The sequence below is a fragment of the Rhizobium sp. O111 genome, from assembly GCF_055616315.1.
The window spans coordinates 386342-410078 of record NZ_JBSHXL010000001.1 but is presented as its reverse complement, the minus strand read 5'-3'; the positions used below and the strand labels follow the sequence as shown (position 1 = coordinate 410078).

The window sequence follows — 23737 nt, the reverse complement described above, 5'->3', positions numbered from 1 at the left end:
CGTATCGATGAAGATCGTTTGGGATGAGCCGAAACGTGTGCGCAATGCTGCAAAGCATGGGCTGGATTTTCGCGACCTGGATGAGGATTTCTTCGCGGCGGCGTTGATCCTCGACGCCAGGAGCCCGCGTCTGAAGGCCGTGGGTGTCCTGATCGAGGATGTGATCGCCGTCGTTTTCGCTGTTCTCGGGCGCGAGGGAATTTCCGTCATCTCGATGCGCCGGGCAAGCCGCCAGGAAAGGAGGCTCTATGAACAATTCCAGTCGAAAGATCCTCGGCCTCACTGACGAGGAAGAGGCCGCGATCCAGCGCGGCATTGCCGAAGACCCCGACAACCCCGAATGGACCGAAGAGGACTTCAAGAAGGCGCGCCCCTTCGCCGAGGTCTTCCCCGAGCTTGCCGAGAGCATCCGGCGCTCGCGCGGGCGGCCCGCGGTGGAGAGCCCGAAGCGGCAGATATCGCTGCGGCTTGATCCTGATGTTATCGATGCCTTCAAGGCGACCGGCAAGGGGTGGCAGGGGCGGATCAATGATGCGTTACGCAAGGCCGCCAAGCTCGATTAGTGCAAGGCTTCGTCTTGGCAGCGGTGGCGCGCTTGCCTATGTTTGACCGATGCGGTTTTTCTCTATCGCGACGATGATGCTGGCGTGGCTAACCTACGGAACGATGTTCGCGTGGGCGGGGTGTCCAATGTGCGCGTCGATGAGCCAGCCCGCCGCCGGCTCAATGACCATGCAGCATCATCATATGGCAGGCATGGAGATGGGCGAGATCGTGAAGGTTTCGGCGCCGGAGAAGAACCCCTGTGCTGCCGGCGGCATGGCGCATATGCCGCTCTGTTCCGCCTGTCTGGTCGTGCCCGTCGACGTGATCGTTCATGCCGATGGCAAGCAGGCGTTTTCCTATCCCTCGCCCGCGATCGCGCTTGCCTTCCCCGGCGCGCGGCCGGCACCGCAGGCGCCCCCTCCCCGACTGAACTGACAATCCAGATCATGAGAAACGCGGCGTGATACGCCGCATCGGACTTTCATTGCCAGACTGAGGAAGGATATCCCATGTCTCTTAAACTACTCGCTCTCACGACCGGTCTCGTCGCCGGCCTCTCGTTCAGCGCTCTTCCCGCAGGCGCGGAAGACAAGCCGATGGATATGGACATGAGCATGCCGATGGGCGACCACAGCCCGTCAAGCCATGCCTTTTCCGAGGCCAACAACAAGATGCACAAGGACATGATGATCGAATACAGCGGCGACGCCGATATCGACTTCGTGCGCGGAATGATCGCCCATCACCAGGGGGCGATCGACATGGCCAAGGTGGAGTTGCAATACGGGAAGGATCCCGAGATGCGCAAGCTGGCGGAAGGCGTGATCAAGGCGCAGGAGGCCGAGATCACCGAGATGCAGACGTGGCTGAAGGCGCACGCTAAGTAAGGCCGCCTCTGCAGTTCATGCTGGACGCCGGATTGCCCGGCGTCCATTCTTTCAACCGGTACTCAAGCCTTCGGTTCGAAAGGCGCGGGGCGGCGGCCGGTGCCCTGGCGGGAGAGCATCCAGCCGGGATATTCGGGCGCCAGTTCGCTCACCTCGTCCAGCCTCTTCAGGTCGTCAGCATCGAGTTTCAGTCCAACGGCTGCGAGGTTCTGATCGAGCTGTTCGATGCGCTTGGCGCCGATGATGACAGTCGTCACGAAAGGCTTGGCGAGCACATAGGCGAGCGCCACGGTGGCGACGCTGGCGCCGTGCTTTTCGGCGATCTCGCGCATGACGGCAACGCAGGCCCAGGCGCGGTCCTTGTCGACAGGCGGGAAGTCGAAGGCAGCGCGGCGGCCTTCGCCGTTGCCGGGCGCGCCGGGGCCGTATTTGCCCGATAGCAAGCCGCCGGCCAGCGGCGACCAGACCATCAAGCCAACCTTCTCCTCGTTCATCATCGGCACGATATCGCGCTCAAGATCGCGGCCGGCGATGGAGTAATAGGCCTGCACGGTCTCAAAACGGGCGAAGCCACGACGCTCGGAAATCCCGAGCGCCTTGGCGATACGCCATGCCTGCCAGTTGGAAACGCCGACATAGCGGACAAGGCCGCGCGAGACGAGATCGTCCATCGCCCTGAGCGTCTCGTCGATCGGGGTGACGCTGTCGGTCCCGTGGATCTGGTAGAGATCGATATGATCGGTCTGCAGGCGCTCAAGGCTCTTTTCGACGGAATCCATGATGTGGCCACGCGAGGCGCCGCGATCGTTCGGCTTGTCGCCCATCGCGCCATAGACCTTGGTGGCGATGACAACGTCCTTGCGGGCGACCCCGAGGTTCTTCAGCGACTGGCCGAGCAGCTTTTCAGACTCGCCGAAGGAATAGACGTCGGCGGTATCGATGAAATTGACGCCTGCCGAAAGCGACCGCTCGACGATCGCGTCGGCCGCCTTCTGGTCGACATCGGCAATGGCGCCCCAGGGGCTTTTGTCGTCGGCGGCGCCGAAGGTCATGGTGCCCAGGCAGATTTCGGAGACGAACAGGCCGGTATTTCCAAGCTGGTTGTAACGCATGGTCAAACGTTTCCTTGTGAGGTCCCCCGGCGGAGGGATTGATCTCGGTGCTATGATTTTTGGGCGGCGCAGCGCTGGCGTGGCCGCGCCTGCTGCAGGCATGAACCCATCAGACATAAGTTGCGCGCGCTCGGTTTCAACGGTTCATGCGATACGCAGGGGTTGCGGCAACATAGGTCGCTCGCAACTCATCGGCGCACAACCGTGATTGTACCCAGCAATTCTCGCTCTTAGTGATTGTATTTACTGCGTTTTCCGAACGGATTCATAAAATTCTAATTGATATCCACCTAAACAATCCTCGCAGATGCGGGGACAATCATGACATCCTTGGTTCAGCTTGTGGGTTCACTGCTGCGCAACAAACGCGGCAATGTGGCGATGATCGTCGCGCTGCTTTTCGTGCCAATGGTCTTGGCCGGTGGCGCCGGGGTCGATCTCGCGCGCTATGAAGCCGTGCGCGTGGAAATGCAGGATGGGCTCGATCGCGGCGTGCTCGCGGCGGCGTCGCTGTCGCAGAAGCAGAAGACCGCCGATGTTCTCAAAAGCTACATGAACAATCTCGCCTACGGCGCCGACGTGGCCATCGACTTTTCCGAGGCGACGGCGATGAACTCGCGCAAGATCTCGGCCAACGCCTCCTACACGATCAACACCGCCTTCATGCATCTGGCCGGCGTCAAGACGTTGACGATCAAGACGGCGTCGAGCGCCGAAGAAGCCAAGCAGAATATCGAGCTGTCGCTGATGCTCGACATGTCGGGTTCGATGGTCGGCAGCAAGATCAAGAACCTGAAGATCGCCTCGCAGCAGTTCATCGACCAGATCCTGACCGACGACACCAAGGACTATACGACGATCAGCGTCGTGCCCTATGCGGGCCACGTCAACGTGGGTTCCGCGGTCTTCGACAAGCTCGGAGGCTCCCGCCTCACCGGCCAGTCGCAGCCGACCAAGGATCCGAATTACAAGGGATCATGCTTCGAGCTCGACAATGCGGGCTTTGGCAGCGATGCCATCCCGAGCTTCAAGGCTCGGTCGAACCTGCCGATCTTCACGAACTGGAACTACAACACGACAGACAAGGAAAAGAGGTGGTGGTGGTGCCCCGGTGAGGAAGACGCGATCACCTATTTCTCCAACGACGCGACCTATCTCAAAGCCCGGCTGAACGCGCTGCAGCTCTATGACGGCACCGGCACGCAGAACGCCATGCAGTGGGGTTACATGCTGCTCAACCCAGCCTCATCGAGCATCGTGCAGGCGGCAATCGCCAGCGGGCAGATGTCCTCGAAGTTCTCCAACCGACCCTCGAGCTTCAGCGACGCCGATACGATGAAGGTGCTCGTCTTGATGACGGATGGCGTGATCACCGCGCAATTCCGCCCGAACGACTACAAGCGCTCTCCGGATCTCAGCCCGAGCAACTACACGATGTCAGGCAACACGGCGACCTACTTGAGCAATATCTGCTCGACCGCCAAGGGCAAGGGCATCACCATTTTCACCATCGGCTTCGAGCTCGGCAGCGACACCACGGCGATCAACGCCATGAAGAACTGCGCGACGAGTTCCGCCCACTTCTACCAGGCCTCCGGCTCGGGCATCGGCGACGCATTCAAGTCGATCTCGACATCGATCCGCAAACTGAGACTGACGCAGTAATGAGAATGGGCTTTTTCAGTAGCGCGCGCCGGCTTTTCGGCAACAGCAATGGCGCGGCGGCGATCGAGTTCGCCATCCTGGCGCCGATCGTCTTTGCCGTCATCTTCTCGATCTTCGAGGCTGGCTTCATCATGACGCAGTCGATCATGCTCGACCGTGCCGTCAGCCGCAGTTCGCGCGCGCTGCAGATCAACGGCGCCAAGATGAGCTATGCCGATTTCAAGGCTTCGGTGTGCAAGGAAGCGGTGATCCTCAGCGATTGCGTCAAGTCGATCCGCATCGAGTTCACGCCGGTCACCAAGGCTTCGGATTTCCCAACGACGGGCACGCCCTGCGTCGACCGCTCCGTCGCCATCGATCCTGTCACGACCTACAATTCCGGCCAGCCGTCGCAGATCATCTTCACCCGCGCCTGCTATGTCGTCGATCCCCTCGTGCCGGGGCTCGGCTTCGGCCTGAGTTTCCCCAAGGACAACACCGGCGCCATCCAGCTGACCTCCAGCTTTGCCTTCGTCAACGAGCCGACCTGATGTTGAAGCACGCCTTTTCCCGCCTGATCCGCGAGCGCTCCGGCGCATCCGCTATCGAGTTCGCCTTTCTCGCGCCGATCCTGCTGTTCTTCTTTCTGGCGAGCATCACGGTGTTCGACATGTACCGGACCTACCAGAACATCGTGCAGGCCAATGGTATCGTCGCCGACGTGATCTCGCGCCAGACCTCGATCGACAATACCTTCGTGTCCAATCTCTACAGCGTCTTCACGCATCTGCAGCAGAACAGCACGGCCCCGATCGCGCTTCGGATCTCCAGCATCAAGAAGACCGCCGGGGTCTACAAGCTGGACTGGACGAAGGAGAGCGGCACGGCTGGCCTGTTGAAGGCTCAGGTTCTGAGCACCTCGACGCTGCCGCAGCTGACGGACGGAGATTCGGTGATCTATGTCGAGGGTGCGGCGAGCTACACGGCAATGACCAGCATCATGGGCTTCGGCAGCATGACGTTCGCCGAGACTGCCTTTTCACGCCCGCGCTTCATCGGCGCCATAGTCTATCAGTGACGCAATCCCTTGCGGCGAAGGCGCGAGGCTCCTAATTGTTTTTGAACGAACAAGGGAGTGCGCCCATGACGACCCGCACGCTGACCACGATTGGCTTCGATGCCGACGACACGCTGTGGCAGAACGAGCAATTCTACCGGCTGACGGAAACCCACTTCACCGAACTGCTCTCGGACTATGCCGAGGGTACGGTGGTTTCGGACCGGCTGCTGGCCGCCGAGAAGCGCAATCTCCAGCATTATGGCTTTGGTATCAAAGGCTTCACGCTGTCGATGATCGAGACCGCAATCGAGATCACGGAAGGCAATGTGCCGGCTTCCGTCATCGCGCAAATCCTCGATACCGGGCGGGACCTGCTGTCGCATCCAGTCGAGACGCTGCCCGAAGTGCGCGAGACGCTGGCCGCCCTTTCCGACCATTACCTGCTCGTGCTGATCACCAAGGGTGACCTGTTCGACCAGGAGCGCAAGCTGGCGCAATCGGGTCTTGGGGATTTCTTCCATGCCGTCGAGATCGTTTCCGATAAGACGGCGGTTACCTATCGCCGCATCTTTTCCAAGATCGGCGGCGGGCCGGAGCGGGCGATGATGGTGGGGAACTCGCTGAAATCGGACATCGTTCCGGCGATCGCCGCCGGCAGCTACGGCGTGTTTGTGCCGCACGAACTGACCTGGGTGCTCGAGCATGTCGAGGAGCCGACGGAAGCGCCGCGCTTTCGCAAGATCGAACGGCTCGGCGAACTGCGCGGCGTGATCGACAGCCTCGGTTAAACGAAGCTCTGCCTACTTGCGCGAGGGAAAAAGCGGCGACGGCTTGCTGTCGTCAGCAGGGGCTGGCGTGGGTGTCGCCGGCGCGGCTGAGGCCGCCTGCGGTTCCACGAGAATGCTGTAGGGTGCGCCGAGGCCGCGTCTTGGAGAGGCCTTGGAATAATAGGGGCGAAGCAGCCAGGTGGCGTCCTGCTTGACCGTGGTCTGGAAAGTCTGCCCGTCCTCGTCGGTGCCGAAGATCGCCTCGTCATCGGGGGCTGCGAGATCGAAGATCGCGAGAAAGGCGAACTGGCTCTTCGTCGAGAAATCAATCTTCACATGCTGGCCGGCCTTGACGGGCAAGGTATAGACCTTGCCGTTGCCGAATTTCGTCCAGCCCTTTAGCTCCATCGTCGCCGCCGGAAACTGCAGCTTTTCCAGCCTTTCGCCGCGCTGCAGCTCGGGTGTCTGCGCCATAGCGGCGGGCGCGATCGCGATTACGGCGATCGCCATTGCCATCAGTTTCAGTTTCTTCATGGACGTACCAATGCGTCGCGCATCGCCTCTACTTCGGGACGGCAGTAGCAGCCTTCGAGATGATCGTTGACGAGACCCATTGCCTGCATGAATGCGTAAACTGTGGTCGGGCCGACAAAGGTCCAGCCGCGCTTCTTCAAATTCTTGGATATGGCGACCGAGGTGGGCGTGGTCGGATTTGCCATGATCGTGGCGCGGTCGACCACCTTGGGGCGTTCGTTATGACCGGGCTCGTAGCTCCAGAAATAATGCGCCAGCGAGCCGAACTCGTCGCGCAGCTCGATCGCGCGCTTGGCGTTGTTGATCGTCGAGACAATCTTGCCGCGATGGCGGATGATGCCGGCATCGGCCACGCAACGCTCGACATCCTCATCTGTGAACAGCGCCACCTTCTCGAAATCGAAGCCGGCGAAGGCCGCGCGGAAATTCTCGCGCTTGCGCAGGATAGTGAGCCAGGAGAGGCCGGACTGGAAGCCTTCGAGGCAGATCTTCTCGAACAGGCGGATGTCGTTCACGACCGGCCTGCCCCATTCCTCGTCGTGATAGCGCAGATAATCCGGCAGGTTGCCGTGCCAATGACAGCGGCTCTTGCCGTCCTCACCGATTGTAATGCCTGTCTCGCTCATCACGTTCCATTCGTTTCAGCGGCTGCGAATCCGGCTTTACCATTTGCAAACCCTGTTTCCAAACCGAACGATAACCCTGACGAAAAGTTTATGGGCCAGTTCGGCTTTTAGTGAACGCGGGTTTACCATTCGCTGGCGAGCGCGGTGGCAGCATGATCGGCAGGTGGCGGATGCCGCCCGTCCATTTTCGGCCATTGTAGAGAGTTCGTCCGATGATGAAATCCGTTTTGCTCGCCGCAGCCCTGCTCGGCGTCTTTTCCACGGCCGCCCTTGGCGACGACCGTTACGTTTCCCGTCCGCCTGTCGTGCTGAGCCCTGATCTCGCGGCACCGTGGATCATGCAGCTCAGCGGCGGCAATGTTCGCCCCGTCGTTTACCAGCGCCCCGTCATCGTGCAGCAGCAGCGCGGACTGTTTGCTCCGCGCGCCGTTCGTCGCGCGCCGGCAGCACAGCAGGTCTCGGCGATCAATCCTGGCGTTCCGGTGATCCGTGGCCAGATCGAACCGCAGTTCCTGCCGCAGATGGTCGACTACCAGACCAAGGAAGCGCCGGGCACCATCGTCATCGATACCAACAACCGCTTCCTCTATCTGGTCATGGCAAACGGCAAGGCGCGGCGTTACGGCGTCGGCGTCGGCAAGCCGGGCTTCGAGTGGGCCGGCGTGCACAAGGTGACCCGCAAGTCCGAGTGGCCGGACTGGACACCGCCGTCGGAAATGATCAGCCGCGAGGCGGCGAAGGGCCATTATCTGCCGGCACGCATGGATGGCGGACCGGAAAATCCGCTCGGCGCGCGCGCCATGTATCTCGGCTCGACCCTTTATCGCATCCACGGCACCAACGCCCCGTGGACGATCGGAAGCGCCGTTTCCTCGGGCTGCATTCGCCTGCGCAACGAGGACGTCGTCGACCTCTACGAGCGTGTCAAAGTGGGCACACGGGTCATCGTGATCTGAATTTTCTTATGGCGGCGAGGACACACCTTGCCGCCTACCCCAGCATTTTCAGGGTTTCCAGCTTGAAATCCCGGTCGATTCCGTTAGCTTTGCCGGCGATCGTGCCTTGAGAGGGAAATCGAAATGAAGAAAGTGTTTCTGCTCGTGGCGGCCGTTGCCGTTGCGATGTCGGGTATGGTGGCCGTTGCCAGCGCCGAGCCCGTAATGACGGCGACGGATGCCGTTCGTGGCGTCAAGCACAGCCAGCAGGTCAAGCCGCAATACAAGAAGCGCGTCGTCCGCCTCATCACCAATGAAGCGCCGGGCACCGTGATCGTCGATACGGTCAACAAGTATCTGTATCTCGTCGAAGGCCGCAACAAGGCCACGCGCTACGGCATCGGTGTCGGCCGCGAAGGCTTCGGCTGGTCGGGCGTAGTGAAGATCGGCCGCAAGGCTGAATGGCCGACCTGGACGCCGCCGGCTGAAATGCGCGCCCGCGAGGCCCGCGCCGGCCACAACCTGCCGGCCGTACAGCCGGGTGGCCCGGACAATCCGCTCGGCGCCCGCGCCATGTATCTCTACCAGGGCGGCCGCGACACGATCTTCCGCATCCACGGCACCAACCAGCCCTGGACGATCGGCCTCAACCTGTCTTCCGGCTGCATCCGCATGGTCAATGACGACGTCGCCGATCTCTACGACCGCGTTCCCGTCGGCACCAAGGTCATCGTCGTCGGCCCCGGCAACAAGCAGGGCAACGTCGCCTTCGACGACCGCGGCATCGACGTTCTGAGAACGATCTTCGGCGGCTAAGGCCGCACGCGTTACCATTAAAGATTAGGACAGGTGGCCGGCTTGCTGGCCACCTTTTTCTTTTGTGGTGCGGGAGAATAGGCCCGGTGTCACCCGGCCAATACTATTTGGCCCCGCAGCTAACCTTGCCGTTGAAGGCGATCGGCTTGTCGCCGCCGTAAACCGTCATGTCATAGACGCCCTGAAACGCCGTTGCGCCGTTCGGCTGCTCAGCGGAGACGGTGAGATTGACGCTCTGTCCGCCGGCGGCCTTTCCACCATCGTATAGAATTTCGAGACGCAGTTCGCCATTGTGCGACCAGCGATTGCTCAGGCTATCGGAATCGATCGAGACGCGGCCGAGCGGCTGCGGGGCTGTTTCGTTCTTGATGATCAAGGCGCCCCTGAAGTGGTTGAGTTCATGACCGGGCTCGGCCTTGAAGCCGCTTTCGACGGTGAAGCGGACGTTCTTGTCATCGGCGGAACAGAAGAACCGACTGTCGGCCTGTGCGACCTGGGTGGCGCCGAGGAGAGCGACGAACGTCAGGATGATACGATGCATGCTTGAGCTCCAGATGCCGCCGGACGATCCGGCCGGCTCAAGCTAGCCCCAAACCCTTAAATTTTTCTGGCCGCTAATTTGACGGGCATCTCGCCGCCATAGGCCCAGTCGAGCAGCTCGACGGTGTGCAGGATGGGGATCGCGGTCGCCGACGCGATCTGGGTGATGCAGCCGATATTGCCAGTGGCGATGATATCGGGCTTCGTCGCCTCGATATTCTTCACCTTGCGAGCCTTCAGCGCGTCGGAAATATCCGGCTGCATGATGTTGTAGGTGCCGGCCGAGCCGCAACAGAGGTGGCCTTCGGCCGGATCGCGCACCGTAAAGCCCGCAGCTTTCAACAGCTGCTTCGGCGCCAGCGTGATCTTCTGGCCGTGCTGCATCGAGCAGGCGGAGTGATAGGCGACCGTCAGCCCTCTCGGCATATGCGAGGGGAGATCGAGCGTCGCCAGGTACTCGGTCACATCGCGGGCGAGCGCCGATACGCGGGCGGCCTTTTCGGCGTAGGCTGGATCGAGCCGCAGCATGTGGCCGTAATCCTTGATCGTCGTGCCGCAGCCGGACGCGGTGATGATGATGGCATCGAGCCCGCCCTCTTCGATCTCACGGGTCCAGACATCGACATTGGCGCGGGCGCTTGCCAGCGCCTGTTCCTCGCGACCCATGTGATGGACCAGCGAGCCGCAGCAGACCTCTCCCTTGGGCACGACCACATCGACGCCGAGACGGGTGAGGAGCCGGATGGTTGCCGCGTTGATGGCGGGGTCGAGCACCTGTTGGGCGCAGCCGGTGAGGATCGCCACACGGCCTCGCCTATCGCCCGCTTCGGCTGCGTGTGTTGCCGGCATCGCCAGATCCGAGGGTGCGGGCAGGCTGCGCGGCGCGAGCGCCAGCATGGCGGCGAAGGGTTTCAGGGCCTGATGGCGACGAAACAGGCCTTCGAGCGGCCTGCCGATGCGGGCCAGCCGAAGCGCCAGGCGGAAGCGGCCGGGATAGGGCAGAACGGCGGCGAGAATGCCGCGCGTCAGCCGGTTCATGAAGGGGCGCTTGTAGGTCTTTTCGATATGGGCGCGGGCGTGATCGACAAGATGCATGTAATCGACGCCCGAGGGACAGGTCGTCACGCAGGCAAGGCAGGAGAGACAGCGATCGATATGGGTCACCACCTCCGTGTCGGCCGGGCGGTCGTTTTCCAGCATGTCCTTGATGAGATAGATGCGGCCGCGCGGGCTGTCGAGCTCGTTGCCCAAAGTCACATAGGTGGGACAGGTGGCGGTGCAGAAGCCGCAATGGACGCATTTTCGCAGGATCTGCTCGGAGGCTGCGACATGGGGATCGGCAAGCTGGGCGGGGGTGAAGTTGGTTTGCATGTCAGGCTCGTCCGCACTTCTCGCTGGGTTGGCGGGTGAGGTACCCCCCTCTGCCCTGCCGGGCATCTCCCCCACAAGGGGGGAGATTGGCTGGGCGTACCCGCTCGCTCCACCTTCGCTGTCTGGGCGAACGGTCGCAACGAGTCGATCTCCCCCCTTGTGGGGGAGATGTCCGGCAGGACAGAGGGGGGTGCGCGGCACGGTACAGCATCAAAATCACCCCATCTTCCCCGGACTGAAAATCCCCGCCGGATCGAACTTCTCCTTTACCCGCGCCGACAACAGCGCCACGGCATCGACCTGCGGCTCGAACGCCGGTGTCGCCGCGCGCATCGAAGCCGGCGCGCGCATCAGCGTGGCGTGGCCGCCGCCGAGCGCCGCCATGAAACGTCGCAGCAGATCGGCTTCGGCATCGGCTTCCATGCGCATCCAGATGAGGCCGCCCTGCCAGTCGTAGAAGGCGTCGACGCCGGTCTCCAGCCGGAGCGCCGCGACCAGCTGATGGCCGACCGACGGCGCCACAGAGACGCGCCAGACGGGGCGCGGGCCACCATCGGCGTAGGGTTTCACATCGCGGATCTCGCGCCAGAGGGCGGCGCTGTCATCCTCACCGAGGCGTGCGGTCGGGCCGAAGGCGGCCATTGCCGAAGCCAGCTTCTCGGCTCTCGTCGTAACGGAGGCCGGCAGGCCCTCGATGCGCAGCACGGTCGCCTCGCCCTCGGGCAGGCGGTTGCCGAGGAAGGTCCAGGCGACGGTCATCGGCAGGTGGGCGGCGCCTGAGACCTCGACCGGCATGGCCATTGCCGCGGCCATGGCATTGGCGGCCTCGGCGTCGTTGAGGCCTGATATGACGATCGTCGCTTCCGACTTGGGCCTCGGCGGCACGCGGAAGGTGACTTCGGTGATGAGGCCGAGCGTGCCGTGCGAACCGGCCATCAGCTTGACGAGGTCAAGGCCGGTGACGTTCTTCATCACCCGCCCGCCGGCCTTGATCGCCTCGCCGCGCCCGTTGACGAAGCGGACGCCGAGCAGGCTGTCGCGGGCGGCGCCTGATATCAGGCGGCGCGGGCCGGAGACGTTGGCGGCGAACACGCCGCCGATGGTCGGCTCGCCCGATGTGCCCATGAGGGGGCGGTGATCCATCGGCTCGAAGGCCATCGTCTGGCCGCTCTTAGCCAATGCCGCCTCGATTTCGGCTAGCGGCGTTCCGGCGCGGGCGGTGAGCACCATCTCGCCGGGGTTATAGGCGACGATGCCTGACAGTGCGGTCGAGCGCAGGCGGTGTTCGGCCGTCACAGCATTGCCGAAGCCGGAGCGGGTGTTGCCGCCTGCGATGCCAAGCGGCGTGCCGGCTTGCGCATGGGCACGGATGATCTCGGCGGCCTCTTCCTCCGTAGTTGGGCATAGATCGATCATGCGGGTTGGCGCCCTTCGAGCGGGAAGACCTTCGATGGATTGAGCAGCCAGCCGGGATCGAAGGCGGCGCGGACGGCCATCTGCTGGGCGAGATCGGCATCGGAATATTGATGGCGCATCAGATCGCGCTTCTCGATGCCGACGCCATGTTCTCCGGTGAGGCAGCCGCCGGCATCGACGCAGAGCTTCAAGATCTCCATGCCGGCCGCCTCGGCGCGGGCGGCGTCATCGGGATCGTTGGCGTTGAAGAGGATCAGCGGGTGCATGTTGCCGTCACCGGCGTGGAAGACATTGGCGACGCGCAGTCCATGGCACTCGATGATCTCGGAGGTCTTCTTCAGCACATAGGAGAGCTGGCTGAGCGGCACGGTGCCATCCATGCAGATATAATCGGCAATGCGGCCGGTGGCGCCGAAGGCGGATTTGCGGCCTTTCCAGATCAATGCGGCTTCGGTGGCCGACTGGCATTCGCGCACGGTGCTGACGCCGTGGCGGCGGGCGATGTCGACGATATCCTTCAGCATGTCGTCCATTTCGGCTTCCGAGCCCTCGACCTCGACGATCAAAAGCGCGCCGACATCAAGGGGATAGCCGGCCTTGGCGAAGGCCTCGCAGATCTCGATGGCGGGCTTGTCCATGAACTCGACGGCGACGGGGATGATGCCGGATGCGATGATATCAGCGACGCAGGAGCCCGCCTCCTCCGAGGTCGCAAAGCCGAAAAGCACCGGGCGCGCGCCTTCCGGCTTGGCGATCAGGCGCACCGTGGCTTCCGTCACGATGCCGAGCTGGCCCTCGTGGCCGCAGACGAGGCCTAAGAGATCGTAGCCACCGGCATCCAGCCCCTTGCCGCCGAGATCGATGACCGTGCCATCGACCAGCACCATTTTCACACCCAGCAGGTTGTTGGTGGTGACGCCGTATTTCAGACAGTGGGCGCCGCCGGAATTCATGCCGATATTGCCGCCGATGGTGCAGGCAAGCTGCGAACTCGGATCGGGCGCGTAGAAGAAGCCATCGGCGGAGACGGCTTCGGAAATGTTGAGATTTGTGACGCCGGCCTCGACCACCGCGGCGCGATTGAAAAGGTCGATCTCGATGATGCGGTTCATCTTCGAGACGCAGACGACGACTGCATCCTCCTGCGGAATGGTGCCGCCCGACAGCGAGGTGCCGGCGCCGCGCGGGACGACGGGGATGCCGTAGCGGTGGCAATACTTCATCACCGCCGCGACTTCGGCCGTGCTGCGCGGAAGCGCGACCGCAAGCGGCATGCGGCGGTAGGAAACGAAGGCGTCGGTCTCGAAAGGCATGAGTTCGCGCGGTTCGGAGACCAGGCATTCCGGCGGCAGGAGATCGGCGAGATCGGCAACGATCTGCCGGCGGCGCGCCATGACATCGGCGCGCGGGGCGAGAAACGAAATGGCGTCGGACATGCCTTTCCTCCCTTCGCCACATCAGGCGAAACCGGCTGTATCCTCCATACTGCCAAGGCTTCGAGCTTAACACTTTCCCCAATTCGGCGCAAATGCTAAGCACTTATGACAAAATAAGAAATTATCGGGGCGACATGACCAATCTGGGAGATCTCGAAATCTTCGCCAAGGTGGCGGCGACGGGCAGCATGTCGCTTGCCGGGCGGGCGCTCGGCTTCTCGCCAGCGGTGGTTTCCAAGCGCATCAAGCGGCTGGAAGACCGGCTGGGCACGCGGCTTTTGCAGCGCACGACACGGCAGATCTCGCTCACCGAAGCCGGACAGGGTTTTTATGACCGGGTGCTCGGCATTCTGGCCGGGCTCGAGGAGGCGGAGTTCTACATTTCCGGGCGCTCGGCGCAGATGCATGGGACGCTGAAGGTCTCGGCGCCGACCTCGTTTGGTCGCATGCACATCGCACCGCATCTGAAGCGCTTCATGGACGCCCATCCCGATCTCGCCATCAACCTCGTGCTGTCAGACGAATTCAGCGACATCGTCGGCGGCGGGTTCGATCTGGCGATCCGCATCGCGGAGCTCACCGATTCCAGCCTCGTCGCCCGCCGGCTGGCGCCGGTGCGCCGGGTGCTCTGCGCCTCGCCCGATTATCTCAAGGCGAATGGCACGCCCGGGAACATCGACGATCTCAAGCGGCACCGCTGCCTGCCGGCCCACAATAACGACGTCTGGCGGCTCGAGGGACCCGAGGGCGCGCTGTCGATCCGGCCGGAGGGGATGCTTGTCACCAATTCCAGCGAGGTGATCCGCGAGGCCGTGATTGTCGGCCTCGGCATCGCGCTGCGCTCGACCTGGGATATCGGCGCGGAGCTGAAATCCGGCCAGCTGGTGCAGGTGCTGCCGGCCTATGAGGGGTCGCGCAACGTGACGCTATCGGCCGTCTACCCGAGCCGCCAGTTCCTGCCGGCCAAGGTGCGGCTGTTCATCGATTATCTCGCGGAGCTCTATGGGCCGGTGCCCTATTGGGAACGGTAAGGATCAGTTGGCCAGCCGCTCGATGACGTGATCGAGCAGCGCGCGCAGCCGCGCCATCCGCTTCATGTCGCGGTGATAGCCCACCCAGGTGTCGCGCCCCGGCGGCGGTTCGCCGAGATCGACCCGCTCGATCGCGGCCAGGCTGTCGCCAAGCGGGCGCGGCAGGACGGCGAGGCCGGCGCCGTTGGCGCAGAGCGTTGCCTGGACATCGCGGTTGTTGCTGCGAAGCGCGATCGACGCCTTCGGCAGCAGGCGCTGAAGCCACAAGACATCGGGCATGCCGCCGAAAGCCTCGTCCATGGTGACCAGGCGCGCGCCCTCCCCGCTTCCTGCGACCGGATGCGGCAGGCCGCGCCTGATATAGAGGCCGTATTCGATGCGCAGCAACCGGCGGGAGATCACCTCCGGCTCCGTGAAGGGCGCGATGCGGAAGACGAGGTCGGCCTCGCGTCGGGAGAGGCTGAGCAGGCGGCTATCGGTCAGGAGTTCGACCACGACCTTGGGATAGGCGAGCGAAAACTCGGCAATGACGGGCGCCAGCAGATGAGTGCCGAACCAATCCGATGACGAGAGGCGCAGGAAGCCGGTGAGGTCGCTGGCGGTGCCGGCGAGTTCACGCTGCAGGGTAAGCGCCTCCTCCTCGATCCGCTCGGCATGGGCGAAGACCGCCACGCCTTCGTCGGTCAGCACGAAGCCGTCCGTGGTGCGCTGGAAGAGCGTCTGGCCGAGCGCTGCCTCAAGGGCGCGCAGACGCCGGCCCATGGTTGGTTGCGTCAGCCCGAGGCTGCGCGCCGCCGCACCCAAGGTGCCAAGCCTGGCAATGGCCAGGAACAGCCTGAGATCGCTCCACTCCATACGCACCCAAACATTTCTGCATGATCTTCATACGTTATCTATGATTTCCATTCGATCTTCAACGGCGCATCCTCCTTTCACCAACACGAAAGGAGTGTTCCATGTCTTCGAAATCCACCATGAAAGCGCTTCTGGTCGATGCACCGCAGGGCGCATTTCGCCAGACGGAAATTGCCCGGCCTGAGGCCGCCAAGGGCGAGGTGCTGGTGCGCATCCAGGCCAGCGGCGTCAATCCGCTCGACACCAAGATCCGCGCCGGCAACGCCGCCCATGCTCGCCATCCCCTGCCCGCCATACTCGGCATCGACATGGCTGGTATCGTCGAAGCGGTCGGCCCTGATGTGACCGGTTTCCGTCGCGGCGACGCGGTCTACGGCATGACCGGCGGTGTCGGCGGCATTCAGGGATCGCTGGCCGAGTTCGCGGCTGTCGACGCCGATCTCGTCGCGCTCAAGCCGAGCAATCTGTCGATGCGGGAAGCGGCAGCGCTACCGCTGGCGGCCATCACCGCGTGGGAAGGGCTTGTGGACCGGGCGAAGGTCGCGAGCGGGCAGCGCGTGCTTGTCATCGGCGGCGCCGGCGGGGTCGGGCATATCGCGGTGCAGATCGCCACGTCCGTCGGCGCCGATGTCTACGCGATCGATGGCGCGGCGAAGGCGGACTATCTCCGCAGCCTCGGCGCCACGCCGATCGACCGCGCCGTCGGCACGATCGAGGATCACGTCGCGACCTATACCGCGGGGCGTGGCTTCGATGTCGTCTACGATACGGTCGGCGGCGCCGGGCTCGACATGGCGTTCAAGGCGGCCGGCCGGTTCGGCCATGTCGTGAGCGCGCTCGGATGGGGTACGCATGCGCTGGCGCCGCTCTCCTTCAAGGCGGCGAGTTACTCCGGCGTCTTCACGCTGCTGCCGCTACTGACAGGCGAAGGCCGCGCGCATCATGGCGAGATCCTGCGCGAAGTGACTCGGCTCGCCGAAGCGGGCAAGCTGTTGCCGCGCATGGACAGCCGGCGGTTTTCGCTTGCCGATGTCGCCGAGGCGCACAGGTTGATCGAAAGCCGCGAGGCCGAGGGCAAGCTGGTGGTCGAGATCGATTGAGGCTCGATTACGGCGCTCAACATTCTCATGGACGTTGAGCGCCGCCGGTGTTTGAGTGCATGCGCCCACCGAACAATGATCCGGATCCCGCAATGACCGCTTCGCCTGCCTTTCTTGGTCTCAATTCTCATATTCCCGACGGCGCCACGCCTCGCATGGTGATCTTCGGCGCCGCTCACGGCAGCACCTATCGCGGCAAGGACAGCAGCGGCTACGCCACCGCGGCCAATGCCATCCGCGCCGCGAGCCAGGAAGACGCACCACTTGTCGAGCATTGGGATTTTGATCTCGGCGGACCGCTTTTTGACGGCAAGCCGGCATGCTGCTTCGATGCCGGTGATTTGCCGACCGAGATGCACGACAACGAGCGGAATCGGGCACTGATCGAGGCAAAGACACGGGAAATACTGGCGATGTCAGCCGTGCCGATTCTGCTAGGCGGCGACGATTCCGTCCCTATTCCTTTCCTCGCCGGCTTCGCGGATCACGGGCCGGTCTGGATTGTCCAGATCGATGCGCACATCGACTGGCGCGATGAGCTCCATGGCGAGCGTCACGGCTATTCCAACCCGATGCGCCGGGCGAGCGAGATGGCACATATCGCCGGGATGGTGCAGGTGGGCATGCGCGGCGTCGGAAGCGCTCGCCGCACGGAAATCGAGGCGGCTGAGGCCTATGGCAGCCGCTTCGTCACCGCTCGCGAGGTTCACGCGCACGGCGTCGACGCCGCCCTCCGGCATGTTCCCGAAGGCGCGCGGGTGGTGATCACACTGGACTGCGATGGCCTCGACCCCAGCATCATGCCCGGCGTCGCTGCCCGATCGCCCGGTGGCCTGACATACACACAGGTCATCGATCTGATTGCCGGCGTCGGCAGACGAGGCCGGATCGTCGGATTCGATCTCGTCGAACTCTATCCGCCCGCCGATATCGACGGTATTTCCGCGCTGACGGCAGCGCGGGTGGTCACCAACGTCATCGGGACAATCGCCCGCCAAGTCTGACGAGCTTTCGCGCCTACCGCGCCAGATCGAGATAGGCGTTTGCCACCATCGCGTCGATATCCGCAGGGACCGGTACGATGCAGGCTTCGGGGCCGACGCCGCGCTTGGCGACGCGCTCAAGGCAGCGGACCTGCAGGGTGAAGCCGAGGTCCATGGATTCCACCGAGTTCCCAAGCGGGCGCGGGCCGGCGAGGTTCGCCATATGACCGCCGCCCAGGATGTGGATGGCGCGACCGTCCTTCATATGCAGGGTCTCGATGCCATCGGCCGGATAGCGATCGGTCGCGACGACGTCCTCGTGGACGCGGAAGGCAGCGACGTCGATCTCGTTGGGGAAGTGGCCGCCGTTCATCAAGATCGCGCCGTTCTTGATCAGCGGCAGGTCCTTCAAGGTGATGATATCGGGATGGCCGGTGACGGTGACGAGCACGTCGGCGGAGCGGATGGCGTCATCGCGCAGCGGGGTGACGAAACCATCCAGATGCGCTTCGAGCGTGGTCACCGGGTCGATATCGACGACGCTGACCTGCGAGAAGGCATTGCGGAAGCAGGCGGCCGTGCCCTTGCCGCAGGCGCCATAGCCGAACACCGTGACGCGCTTGCCGTTGGTGGAGCGGTTGGTGAAGCGCATGTAGCTCTCGAACAGGCTCTGGCCGACGGCATGCTTGTTTTCGGCGAACTGCTTGATCGGGCTGTCGTTGATGACGAGGATCGGCATGTTGAGCTTGTCGCGCAGCGGCAGCAGGCGGGTGCGGCCGGAAGTGGTCTCCTCGGTGCCACCCAGGAGATTGGCGTAGGGGCTTTCGGCGGCGATGGCGAAGAGATCGCCGCCATTGTCGAGCAGCAGATCCGGCTTTTCGGCGACCACGGCAACAAGGCTCTGATGATGCGCGGCGGGATCGGTGGTCTGGGTGGCGAAGACAGTGATGCCCTGGCTGCGCAGATACTCCACCGTTGCCGGCTGGGTGCTGTTCAGGTTGCCGGTGCAGACCAGACGCGCGCCGCCGGCGTTGAGCGTCATCAGAAGGGCCACCGTTTTCGGTTCGAGATGGATGCCGGTGCCGATCGTCAGGCCCTCGAAAGGACGCGTGTCGCGGAACTCCGCCGCCGTTGCCTGCAGCAGCCGGCAGCTGCCTCCGATCCAATCGATGCGCGTTGCTTCCGATACCATGAACCATCCTCCTGTTTTCGACGCATTGATAAGCCGAATGGCGGGTGGCGACCAAGGATATTTTTTTCGGGGAGAGCGACGCAAACACGACGACTCACCTGCGGCAGATCACCTGCCTCAGCAGGCTTTGAGGGTCAAAACTACCCCTTCAGGATGTTAGCCGGGCAATCTTTTCTGTGGAGAACCGACGCAGAATTGCCAATGTTTGGGGCTATCGGCATGCGGCATCACGTCCCGATTGATTATGACGAAAGTCGATATCATATTGAATGGCACTCGACGTGACGGAAATAGAGCATTCGATGGCGGTTTTTTGAAACCGAAACCAAAACGAAAGGCTCTATTGATAGATATAAAGCCTGAACCGAAAGCAAAACACACACATGGATCGCGCAAGCTTTCCATGAGACACTAATATACGCACCCAACCGATAAAGGTGACCCGACCGTTGAGCCTACTTGCCCGCCTCGCCTCCGATGTCCAGCTGATGTTCCGGCGCCCTCCGCGCCAGCAATATGCTGCGCTCTGCTACCGGACGAAGGGCAAGACCGGCGCGTTTGAGGTGCTGCTTCTGACCAGCCGCGATACCGGCCGCTGGGTGATCCCCAAGGGATGGCCGATGGACGGCAAGACCTCCTATGAGGTCGCCGCTCGCGAGGCTTACGAGGAAGCAGGCGTGCGCGGGACAGTCGAGAGCCAGACGATCGGCTGCTACCACTATCCCAAGGTGCTGAAGAACGGGCTGAAGGTGACCTGCAAGGTTCAGGTCTACGTGCTCGAGGTCTCGACGATCGCCAAGAGCTTCAAGGAAAAGGGCGAGCGGCGTTACGAGTGGGTTTCCTGCGAAGAGGCCGCCAAGCGCGTCAACGAGCCGGAACTGCGCGATCTCTTCCTGCTCTTCAAGCGGCGCATGACCGAGCAACTCGAGCCGCTGGCGCTGAAGCAAATTCCGGCTGAATGATTCCTGCCATCTTGCGCTGCTAGAATTAGCGGCGCAAAAGCGGGCCTCAATCACAAGGAACAGCATGCCCGAACGTCCCACCGTCCTCACCAAACGCACGCTCGACAAGGATCTCGACAAGCTCACGCAGGTCGAGGATGCGTCGAAATACGTCTCGCGCAAGCTGGTGGCGCCGGGGATCGGCTTCGTCTTTCTCGGCCTCGCCATGCTGTTTGCGGCGATCTACGTTTTCGGCCGCCCCGATGCGGGGCTGGTGATCGCGGCCGCAGCCCTTGCGGCCTACATGGCCATGAACATCGGTGCGAACGACGTGACCAACAACGTCGGCGCTGCCGTCGGCGCCCGCGCCATGACCATGGGCCAGGCGCTTGTCATCGCCGCTATCTTCGAGATCCTCGGCGCGACGATAGCAGGTGGCGCGGTGGTGAAGACGATCTCTTCGAGCATCGTCGACGCCTCGCAGATCCCGCCCGCCACGCTCTCCTGGATCATGATGGCGGCGCTGATGGCGGCGGCGCTCTGGATCAACCTCGCGACATGGCTGCACGCGCCCGTTTCGACCACGCACTCGATCGTCGGCGCGGTGATTGGCGCGGGCGTGGGCGCGCTCGGCCCGGGGCCGGTGAACTGGCGGGTTCTGGCCGAGATCACTTCCAGCTGGATGACCTCGCCGCTGATCGCCGGCGTGATTGCCGCCGGCATGCTCTATCTCGTCAAGACGCTGATCATCTACCGCGAGGACAAGATCAGCTCGGCCAAGCGCTGGGTGCCGGTGCTCATCGCCATCATGGTGGGCGGTTTCACGGCCTACATGATCCTGCAGCTTGAACGCATGAACGCGTTCTCGACGTCGACGATCATCCTGCTCGGCATTGCCGCGGGCGTCGTCGGCTGGCTGGTGGCGCGGCCGTTGGTCAATATGCGGGCGCAGGGGCTGGAGAACCGAAACAGCTCGCTGCGGGTGCTGTTCCAGATGCCGCTGATCGGTGCGGCGGCACTTCTCTCCTTTGCGCACGGCGCCAACGACGTGTCCAACGCCGTCGGCCCGCTATCGGCGATCGTGCGCGTGTCCTTTGGACAGCCTCTCATCCGCGGCTCAGAACCGCCGCTCTGGGTGATGCTGATCGGGGCGCTCGGCATTTCGGTCGGTCTGCTGCTGTTCGGGCCGCGCCTGATCCGCCTCGTCGGCGAGCAGATCACCAAGCTCAACCCGATGCGCGCCTATTGCGTGGCGATGGCAACGGCCTTCACCGTCATCGTCGCCTCCTGGCTCGGGCTGCCGGTCAGTACGACGCATATCGCTGTTGGTGCGGTGTTCGGTGTCGGCTTCTTTCGCGAATGGTACACCCGCAACTCCAAGCGCCGGATCGAATATATGCGCCGCAAGGCCGAGGTCTGGATGCTGGAGGAGCCCGACGATCCCAACACCCACGAGGTGCGCCGGCGCCGGCTGGTGCGGCGCTCGCACTTCATGACGATCATCGCCGCCTGGGTCATCACCGTGCCGGCATCCGCCGTGCTTGCGGCCGCGCTCTATTGGGCTATGGTCGCGCTCTTCGTTTAGCCAGGACATTTCGATGCGCGCCAATTTCAGAATGCAACGGCTGTTTGTCGCCGCACCCCTCTCCAAAGGCGTGGCCGCCGAGGCGACGCCGGACCAGTACAATTATCTGGCCAACGTGCTGAGGATGGGCGACGGCGCGGAGATTCTCGTCTTCAACGGCCGCGACGGCGAGTGGAAGGCAAGGCTTTCGCTGCCGACCCGCAAGCGCATTATGATCGTGCCCGAGGAGCAGACACGGCCGCAGCCGGAGCCTTCCGACCTGCATTATCTGTTCGCGCCGCTGAAGGTCGGGCGGCTGGATTATCTCGTGCAGAAGGCCGTGGAGATGGGCGCCGGCATGCTGCAGCCCGTGATGACGCAGCACGTGCAGGGCAAGATCAACAAGCTCGACAAGCTCCGCGCCAATGTCATCGAGGCGGCCGAGCAATGCGGCATTCTCGGTATCCCAGAGGTCGCCGAACCGGTGCGGCTTTTCGACATGCTCGACGGATGGCCGAGCGATCGGCGGATCATCTATTGCGACGAGGGCGATGCCGGGCAGAACCCGCTGCCGATCCTCTCCGCGGTAAAAGAGCGCAAGCTGGCGCTGCTCGTCGGGCCCGAGGGCGGCTTTTCCGAGGACGAGCGCGCGCGGCTGCGCAGCCTCGATTTCGTGACCGCCATCCCGCTCGGACCGAGAATATTGCGCGCCGATACCGCAGCCGTTGCCGCCATGGCAGTGATACAGGCGGCACTCGGCGACTGGAACCAATAGCCGCGTGGGCAACGGGCCACAGTTGCTGGTATTTTTTTGATGGCTGGTTGAAACAATTTCACTTGCAACATACGTGCCAGCGGTCCTAATCACCCTTCCTACTGTCCGGATACTTTCCGGGCGTTTCCCGAATACAGGTTACTTGAATGGCTCGCGATACCACCGACCAGACCCCGCTCTCTTCGGTTCAGGAGCTGACCGATTATCTTGCGGCGGGAAACAAGCCGGAAGAGAAGTTCCGCATCGGCACCGAACACGAGAAGTTCGCCTTCTTCCGCGCCGATAACAGCCCGGTTCCCTATTTCGGCGAAAACAGCATTTCCGGCCTGCTGAAGGGTCTCGAAGCCAAGAGCGGCTGGGAGCCGATCCTCGACGGCGAGAACATCATCGGCCTTTCCGAACCCTCGGGCATGGGCGCCATCTCGATCGAGCCGGGAGGGCAGTTCGAACTCTCGGGCGCGCCGCTCGAAAACATCCACCAGACCTGCAAGGAATCCAACGCGCACCTGGCGGTGCTGCGCGAGATCGCCGAGCCGATGGGCATTCGCTTCCTGGGCATCGGCGGCAGCCCGAAGTGGACGCTTGCTGAGACCCCCGTCATGCCGAAGTCGCGCTACGGCATCATGAGCCGCTACATGCCGAAGGTCGGCACGCAGGGCCTCGACATGATGTACCGGACCTGCACGATCCAGGTGAACCTCGACTTCTCATCCGAGGCCGACATGCGCAAGAAGATGCGCGTATCGATGAAGCTGCAGTCGCTGGCAACGGCGCTGTTTGCCTCCTCCCCCTTCACCGAAGGCAAGCTGAACGGGCTGCAGTCCTGGCGCGGCGATATCTGGCGCGACACCGACAACAACCGCTCCGGCCTGCTCGACTTCACCTTCCGCGACGATTTCGGCTTCAACGACTATGTTGAATGGGCGCTCGACGTGCCGATGTACTTCATCGTCCGCGATGGCCGCTACAAGGACTGTACCCACATCACCTTCCGCCAGTTCATGAACGGCGCGCTGAAGGGCGAGGTTGCCGCCTGGGAGCCGACGATGGGCGACTGGACCAACCATCTCTCGACGCTCTTCCCCGACGTGCGCCTGAAGCGTTTCCTCGAAATGCGCGGCGCCGATGGCGGCCCGTGGCGCCGCATCTGCGCGCTGCCGGCCTTCTGGGTTGGGCTGCTCTACGACGCAACCGCACTCGAGGCGGCCGACCAGCTGACCAAGGACTGGGGCTTCGACGAGGTCAACACGCTGCGCAACGCGGTGCCGGCCGAGGGGCTGAAGGCCGCATTCCGTGGCCACACGCTTTACGATACGGCACGCGACGTGCTTGCCATTTCCAAGGCTGGCCTCAAGGCGCGCGGCAAGCTCAACAGCGAAGGCCAGGACGAGGCGATCTTCCTGTCGCCGCTCGATGAGGTGATGGCCAAGAAGGCAACGTTGGCGGAAGACCTGCTGGCACTCTACAACGGCCGCTGGAACGGTTCGGTCGAGCCCGTGTTCGAAGAGTATCAATACTAAAGGCAGCCACTAAGCCCTTCTGCAAAAAGCGGTTTGCGCATTCCTTTTTCCGGCTATAGTGACGCGATCATGCGTCGCGAACCGGG

26 protein-coding genes are annotated in these 23737 nt (G+C 63.1%); 17 read left to right on the top strand and 9 right to left on the bottom strand.

The genetic code is table 11. The features are described from left to right. The first annotated feature begins 7 nt into the window (after window positions 1–7). From ACVTFQ_RS02040 to copM, 4 genes are all read left to right on the top strand, one after another. Window positions 8–286, top strand: a complete 279-nt coding sequence (locus tag ACVTFQ_RS02040) for a BrnT family toxin (RefSeq protein ID WP_111561791.1) — start codon at window positions 8–10, stop codon at window positions 284–286. Beyond that, window positions 249–563, top strand: coding sequence for a BrnA antitoxin family protein (locus ACVTFQ_RS02035; RefSeq protein WP_111561790.1), 315 nt, complete (start codon window positions 249–251; stop codon window positions 561–563). Before ACVTFQ_RS02040 ends, ACVTFQ_RS02035 begins: the two co-directional genes overlap by 38 nt. Before the next feature lie 139 nt (window positions 564–702). Continuing rightward, window positions 703–981: a hypothetical protein gene (locus ACVTFQ_RS02030; RefSeq protein WP_313759988.1), complete on the top strand. Its 279-nt coding sequence runs from the start codon at window positions 703–705 to the stop codon at window positions 979–981. A 74-nt stretch (window positions 982–1055) separates the two neighbouring features. Next, complete coding sequence (gene copM / locus ACVTFQ_RS02025; RefSeq protein ID WP_111561788.1) at window positions 1056–1433, top strand: CopM family metallochaperone; 378 nt, start codon at window positions 1056–1058, stop codon at window positions 1431–1433. A 62-nt stretch (window positions 1434–1495) separates the two neighbouring features. Here the strand turns inward: copM and ACVTFQ_RS02020 are convergent, their stop codons facing one another. Then, a complete protein-coding gene (locus ACVTFQ_RS02020) occupies window positions 1496–2545 on the bottom strand; it encodes an aldo/keto reductase (protein WP_111561787.1) in 1050 nt (349 codons plus the stop codon). Between the two features lie 321 nt (window positions 2546–2866). Here ACVTFQ_RS02020 and ACVTFQ_RS02015 point away from each other — a divergent pair, with 321 nt between their 5' ends. The 4 genes from ACVTFQ_RS02015 (at window position 2867) to ACVTFQ_RS02000 (ending at window position 6037) form a co-directional block, all read left to right on the top strand. After that, window positions 2867–4210 (top strand): pilus assembly protein TadG-related protein, encoded by a 1344-nt coding sequence (locus ACVTFQ_RS02015; RefSeq protein ID WP_111561786.1) that lies wholly within the window; start codon window positions 2867–2869, stop codon window positions 4208–4210. Window positions 4211–4215: 5 nt separating this feature from the next. Continuing rightward, on the top strand, window positions 4216–4740 hold the full coding sequence (locus ACVTFQ_RS02010; protein WP_162718077.1) for a TadE/TadG family type IV pilus assembly protein: 525 nt from the start codon (window positions 4216–4218) through the stop codon (window positions 4738–4740). Continuing rightward, the gene (locus ACVTFQ_RS02005; RefSeq protein ID WP_111561784.1) at window positions 4740–5267 is read left to right on the top strand and encodes a TadE/TadG family type IV pilus assembly protein; all 528 of its coding nucleotides are present in this window, start codon (window positions 4740–4742) and stop codon (window positions 5265–5267) included. The genes ACVTFQ_RS02010 and ACVTFQ_RS02005 overlap by 1 nt, the downstream gene beginning before the upstream one ends. Window positions 5268–5332: 65 nt before the next feature. Beyond that, window positions 5333–6037 (top strand): HAD family hydrolase, encoded by a 705-nt coding sequence (locus tag ACVTFQ_RS02000; RefSeq protein WP_111561783.1) that lies wholly within the window; start codon window positions 5333–5335, stop codon window positions 6035–6037. Between the two features lie 12 nt (window positions 6038–6049). Here the strand turns inward: ACVTFQ_RS02000 and ACVTFQ_RS01995 are convergent, their stop codons facing one another. After that, window positions 6050–6550 (bottom strand): hypothetical protein, encoded by a 501-nt coding sequence (locus ACVTFQ_RS01995; protein ID WP_181459215.1) that lies wholly within the window; start codon window positions 6548–6550, stop codon window positions 6050–6052. Then, window positions 6547–7176 carry a DNA-3-methyladenine glycosylase I gene (locus ACVTFQ_RS01990; protein ID WP_018898551.1) on the bottom strand — a complete coding sequence of 210 codons (630 nt, stop codon included), beginning with the start codon at window positions 7174–7176 and terminating at the stop codon, window positions 6547–6549. Before ACVTFQ_RS01990 ends, ACVTFQ_RS01995 begins: the two co-directional genes overlap by 4 nt. Before the next feature lie 212 nt (window positions 7177–7388). Here ACVTFQ_RS01990 and ACVTFQ_RS01985 point away from each other — a divergent pair, with 212 nt between their 5' ends. Further along, the gene (locus ACVTFQ_RS01985; protein ID WP_111561782.1) at window positions 7389–8132 is read left to right on the top strand and encodes a L,D-transpeptidase; all 744 of its coding nucleotides are present in this window, start codon (window positions 7389–7391) and stop codon (window positions 8130–8132) included. Between the two features lie 123 nt (window positions 8133–8255). Then, on the top strand, window positions 8256–8927 hold the full coding sequence (locus ACVTFQ_RS01980; RefSeq protein WP_112435974.1) for a L,D-transpeptidase: 672 nt from the start codon (window positions 8256–8258) through the stop codon (window positions 8925–8927). 103 nt (window positions 8928–9030) lie between these two features. Here ACVTFQ_RS01980 and ACVTFQ_RS01975 read toward each other — a convergent pair whose 3' ends face one another. The 4 genes from ACVTFQ_RS01975 to ACVTFQ_RS01960 all read right to left on the bottom strand — a co-directional run bounded on the left by ACVTFQ_RS01975 (window position 9031) and on the right by ACVTFQ_RS01960 (window position 13690). After that, window positions 9031–9468: a hypothetical protein gene (locus tag ACVTFQ_RS01975; RefSeq protein WP_111561780.1), complete on the bottom strand. Its 438-nt coding sequence runs from the start codon at window positions 9466–9468 to the stop codon at window positions 9031–9033. A 56-nt stretch (window positions 9469–9524) separates the two neighbouring features. Beyond that, entirely contained in the window at window positions 9525–10838 is a 1314-nt protein-coding gene (gene glcF / locus ACVTFQ_RS01970; protein ID WP_111561779.1) for a glycolate oxidase subunit GlcF, read from the bottom strand. Window positions 10839–11054: 216 nt separating this feature from the next. Beyond that, complete coding sequence (locus ACVTFQ_RS01965; RefSeq protein WP_111561778.1) at window positions 11055–12254, bottom strand: FAD-binding protein; 1200 nt, start codon at window positions 12252–12254, stop codon at window positions 11055–11057. Continuing rightward, entirely contained in the window at window positions 12251–13690 is a 1440-nt protein-coding gene (locus tag ACVTFQ_RS01960) for an FAD-binding oxidoreductase (RefSeq protein WP_111561777.1), read from the bottom strand. Before ACVTFQ_RS01960 ends, ACVTFQ_RS01965 begins: the two co-directional genes overlap by 4 nt. 134 nt (window positions 13691–13824) lie before the next feature. On the opposite strand from ACVTFQ_RS01960, the gene ACVTFQ_RS01955 reads away from it, so the two are divergent. Next, window positions 13825–14721 (top strand): LysR family transcriptional regulator, encoded by an 897-nt coding sequence (locus tag ACVTFQ_RS01955; protein WP_112435975.1) that lies wholly within the window; start codon window positions 13825–13827, stop codon window positions 14719–14721. A gap of 3 nt (window positions 14722–14724) precedes the next feature. Here ACVTFQ_RS01955 and ACVTFQ_RS01950 read toward each other — a convergent pair whose 3' ends face one another. Then, on the bottom strand, window positions 14725–15576 hold the full coding sequence (locus ACVTFQ_RS01950; protein WP_111561775.1) for a LysR family transcriptional regulator: 852 nt from the start codon (window positions 15574–15576) through the stop codon (window positions 14725–14727). Between the two features lie 101 nt (window positions 15577–15677). Between ACVTFQ_RS01950 and ACVTFQ_RS01945 the strand changes: the two genes are divergently transcribed. Next, window positions 15678–16676, top strand: a complete 999-nt coding sequence (locus tag ACVTFQ_RS01945; RefSeq protein ID WP_111561774.1) for a zinc-dependent alcohol dehydrogenase family protein — start codon at window positions 15678–15680, stop codon at window positions 16674–16676. A gap of 92 nt (window positions 16677–16768) precedes the next feature. After that, window positions 16769–17680: an agmatinase gene (locus ACVTFQ_RS01940; protein WP_111561773.1), complete on the top strand. Its 912-nt coding sequence runs from the start codon at window positions 16769–16771 to the stop codon at window positions 17678–17680. A gap of 13 nt (window positions 17681–17693) precedes the next feature. Here the strand turns inward: ACVTFQ_RS01940 and ACVTFQ_RS01935 are convergent, their stop codons facing one another. Beyond that, window positions 17694–18851: an adenosylhomocysteinase gene (locus ACVTFQ_RS01935; RefSeq protein WP_111561772.1), complete on the bottom strand. Its 1158-nt coding sequence runs from the start codon at window positions 18849–18851 to the stop codon at window positions 17694–17696. 449 nt (window positions 18852–19300) lie between these two features. On the opposite strand from ACVTFQ_RS01935, the gene ACVTFQ_RS01930 reads away from it, so the two are divergent. The 4 genes from ACVTFQ_RS01930 (at window position 19301) to ACVTFQ_RS01915 (ending at window position 23651) form a co-directional block, all read left to right on the top strand. Further along, entirely contained in the window at window positions 19301–19813 is a 513-nt protein-coding gene (locus ACVTFQ_RS01930) for an NUDIX hydrolase (RefSeq protein WP_111561771.1), read from the top strand. A gap of 64 nt (window positions 19814–19877) precedes the next feature. Beyond that, window positions 19878–21377, top strand: a complete 1500-nt coding sequence (locus ACVTFQ_RS01925; protein WP_111561770.1) for an inorganic phosphate transporter — start codon at window positions 19878–19880, stop codon at window positions 21375–21377. A 13-nt stretch (window positions 21378–21390) separates the two neighbouring features. Continuing rightward, window positions 21391–22131 carry a 16S rRNA (uracil(1498)-N(3))-methyltransferase gene (locus tag ACVTFQ_RS01920; protein WP_111561769.1) on the top strand — a complete coding sequence of 247 codons (741 nt, stop codon included), beginning with the start codon at window positions 21391–21393 and terminating at the stop codon, window positions 22129–22131. Between the two features lie 146 nt (window positions 22132–22277). Then, on the top strand, window positions 22278–23651 hold the full coding sequence (locus ACVTFQ_RS01915) for a glutamate--cysteine ligase (protein ID WP_111561768.1): 1374 nt from the start codon (window positions 22278–22280) through the stop codon (window positions 23649–23651). Window positions 23652–23737 lie beyond the last annotated feature (86 nt).

What these genes read in the sequence shown, in the direction of transcription:
- ACVTFQ_RS01965 (WP_111561778.1), bottom strand. Translation starts at nt 12,254, where the DNA reads ATGATCGATCTATGCCCAACTACGGAGGAAGAGGCCGCCGAGATCATC.
- ACVTFQ_RS02010 (WP_162718077.1), top strand. Translation starts at nt 4,216, where the DNA reads ATGGGCTTTTTCAGTAGCGCGCGCCGGCTTTTCGGCAACAGCAATGGC.
- ACVTFQ_RS01975 (WP_111561780.1), bottom strand. Translation starts at nt 9,468, where the DNA reads ATGCATCGTATCATCCTGACGTTCGTCGCTCTCCTCGGCGCCACCCAG.
- ACVTFQ_RS02015 (WP_111561786.1), top strand. Translation starts at nt 2,867, where the DNA reads ATGACATCCTTGGTTCAGCTTGTGGGTTCACTGCTGCGCAACAAACGC.
- ACVTFQ_RS02040 (WP_111561791.1), top strand. Translation starts at nt 8, where the DNA reads ATGAAGATCGTTTGGGATGAGCCGAAACGTGTGCGCAATGCTGCAAAG.
- ACVTFQ_RS01915 (WP_111561768.1), top strand. Translation starts at nt 22,278, where the DNA reads ATGGCTCGCGATACCACCGACCAGACCCCGCTCTCTTCGGTTCAGGAG.
- ACVTFQ_RS01940 (WP_111561773.1), top strand. Translation starts at nt 16,769, where the DNA reads ATGACCGCTTCGCCTGCCTTTCTTGGTCTCAATTCTCATATTCCCGAC.
- ACVTFQ_RS02020 (WP_111561787.1), bottom strand. Translation starts at nt 2,545, where the DNA reads ATGCGTTACAACCAGCTTGGAAATACCGGCCTGTTCGTCTCCGAAATC.
- copM (WP_111561788.1), top strand. Translation starts at nt 1,056, where the DNA reads ATGTCTCTTAAACTACTCGCTCTCACGACCGGTCTCGTCGCCGGCCTC.
- ACVTFQ_RS01920 (WP_111561769.1), top strand. Translation starts at nt 21,391, where the DNA reads ATGCGCGCCAATTTCAGAATGCAACGGCTGTTTGTCGCCGCACCCCTC.
- ACVTFQ_RS01935 (WP_111561772.1), bottom strand. Translation starts at nt 18,851, where the DNA reads ATGGTATCGGAAGCAACGCGCATCGATTGGATCGGAGGCAGCTGCCGG.
- ACVTFQ_RS01985 (WP_111561782.1), top strand. Translation starts at nt 7,389, where the DNA reads ATGATGAAATCCGTTTTGCTCGCCGCAGCCCTGCTCGGCGTCTTTTCC.
- ACVTFQ_RS01955 (WP_112435975.1), top strand. Translation starts at nt 13,825, where the DNA reads ATGACCAATCTGGGAGATCTCGAAATCTTCGCCAAGGTGGCGGCGACG.
- ACVTFQ_RS01950 (WP_111561775.1), bottom strand. Translation starts at nt 15,576, where the DNA reads ATGGAGTGGAGCGATCTCAGGCTGTTCCTGGCCATTGCCAGGCTTGGC.
- ACVTFQ_RS02000 (WP_111561783.1), top strand. Translation starts at nt 5,333, where the DNA reads ATGACGACCCGCACGCTGACCACGATTGGCTTCGATGCCGACGACACG.
- ACVTFQ_RS02005 (WP_111561784.1), top strand. Translation starts at nt 4,740, where the DNA reads ATGTTGAAGCACGCCTTTTCCCGCCTGATCCGCGAGCGCTCCGGCGCA.
- ACVTFQ_RS02030 (WP_313759988.1), top strand. Translation starts at nt 703, where the DNA reads ATGAGCCAGCCCGCCGCCGGCTCAATGACCATGCAGCATCATCATATG.
- glcF (WP_111561779.1), bottom strand. Translation starts at nt 10,838, where the DNA reads ATGCAAACCAACTTCACCCCCGCCCAGCTTGCCGATCCCCATGTCGCA.
- ACVTFQ_RS01925 (WP_111561770.1), top strand. Translation starts at nt 19,878, where the DNA reads ATGCCCGAACGTCCCACCGTCCTCACCAAACGCACGCTCGACAAGGAT.
- ACVTFQ_RS01995 (WP_181459215.1), bottom strand. Translation starts at nt 6,550, where the DNA reads ATGAAGAAACTGAAACTGATGGCAATGGCGATCGCCGTAATCGCGATC.
- ACVTFQ_RS01980 (WP_112435974.1), top strand. Translation starts at nt 8,256, where the DNA reads ATGAAGAAAGTGTTTCTGCTCGTGGCGGCCGTTGCCGTTGCGATGTCG.
- ACVTFQ_RS02035 (WP_111561790.1), top strand. Translation starts at nt 249, where the DNA reads ATGAACAATTCCAGTCGAAAGATCCTCGGCCTCACTGACGAGGAAGAG.
- ACVTFQ_RS01945 (WP_111561774.1), top strand. Translation starts at nt 15,678, where the DNA reads ATGTCTTCGAAATCCACCATGAAAGCGCTTCTGGTCGATGCACCGCAG.
- ACVTFQ_RS01990 (WP_018898551.1), bottom strand. Translation starts at nt 7,176, where the DNA reads ATGAGCGAGACAGGCATTACAATCGGTGAGGACGGCAAGAGCCGCTGT.
- ACVTFQ_RS01960 (WP_111561777.1), bottom strand. Translation starts at nt 13,690, where the DNA reads ATGTCCGACGCCATTTCGTTTCTCGCCCCGCGCGCCGATGTCATGGCG.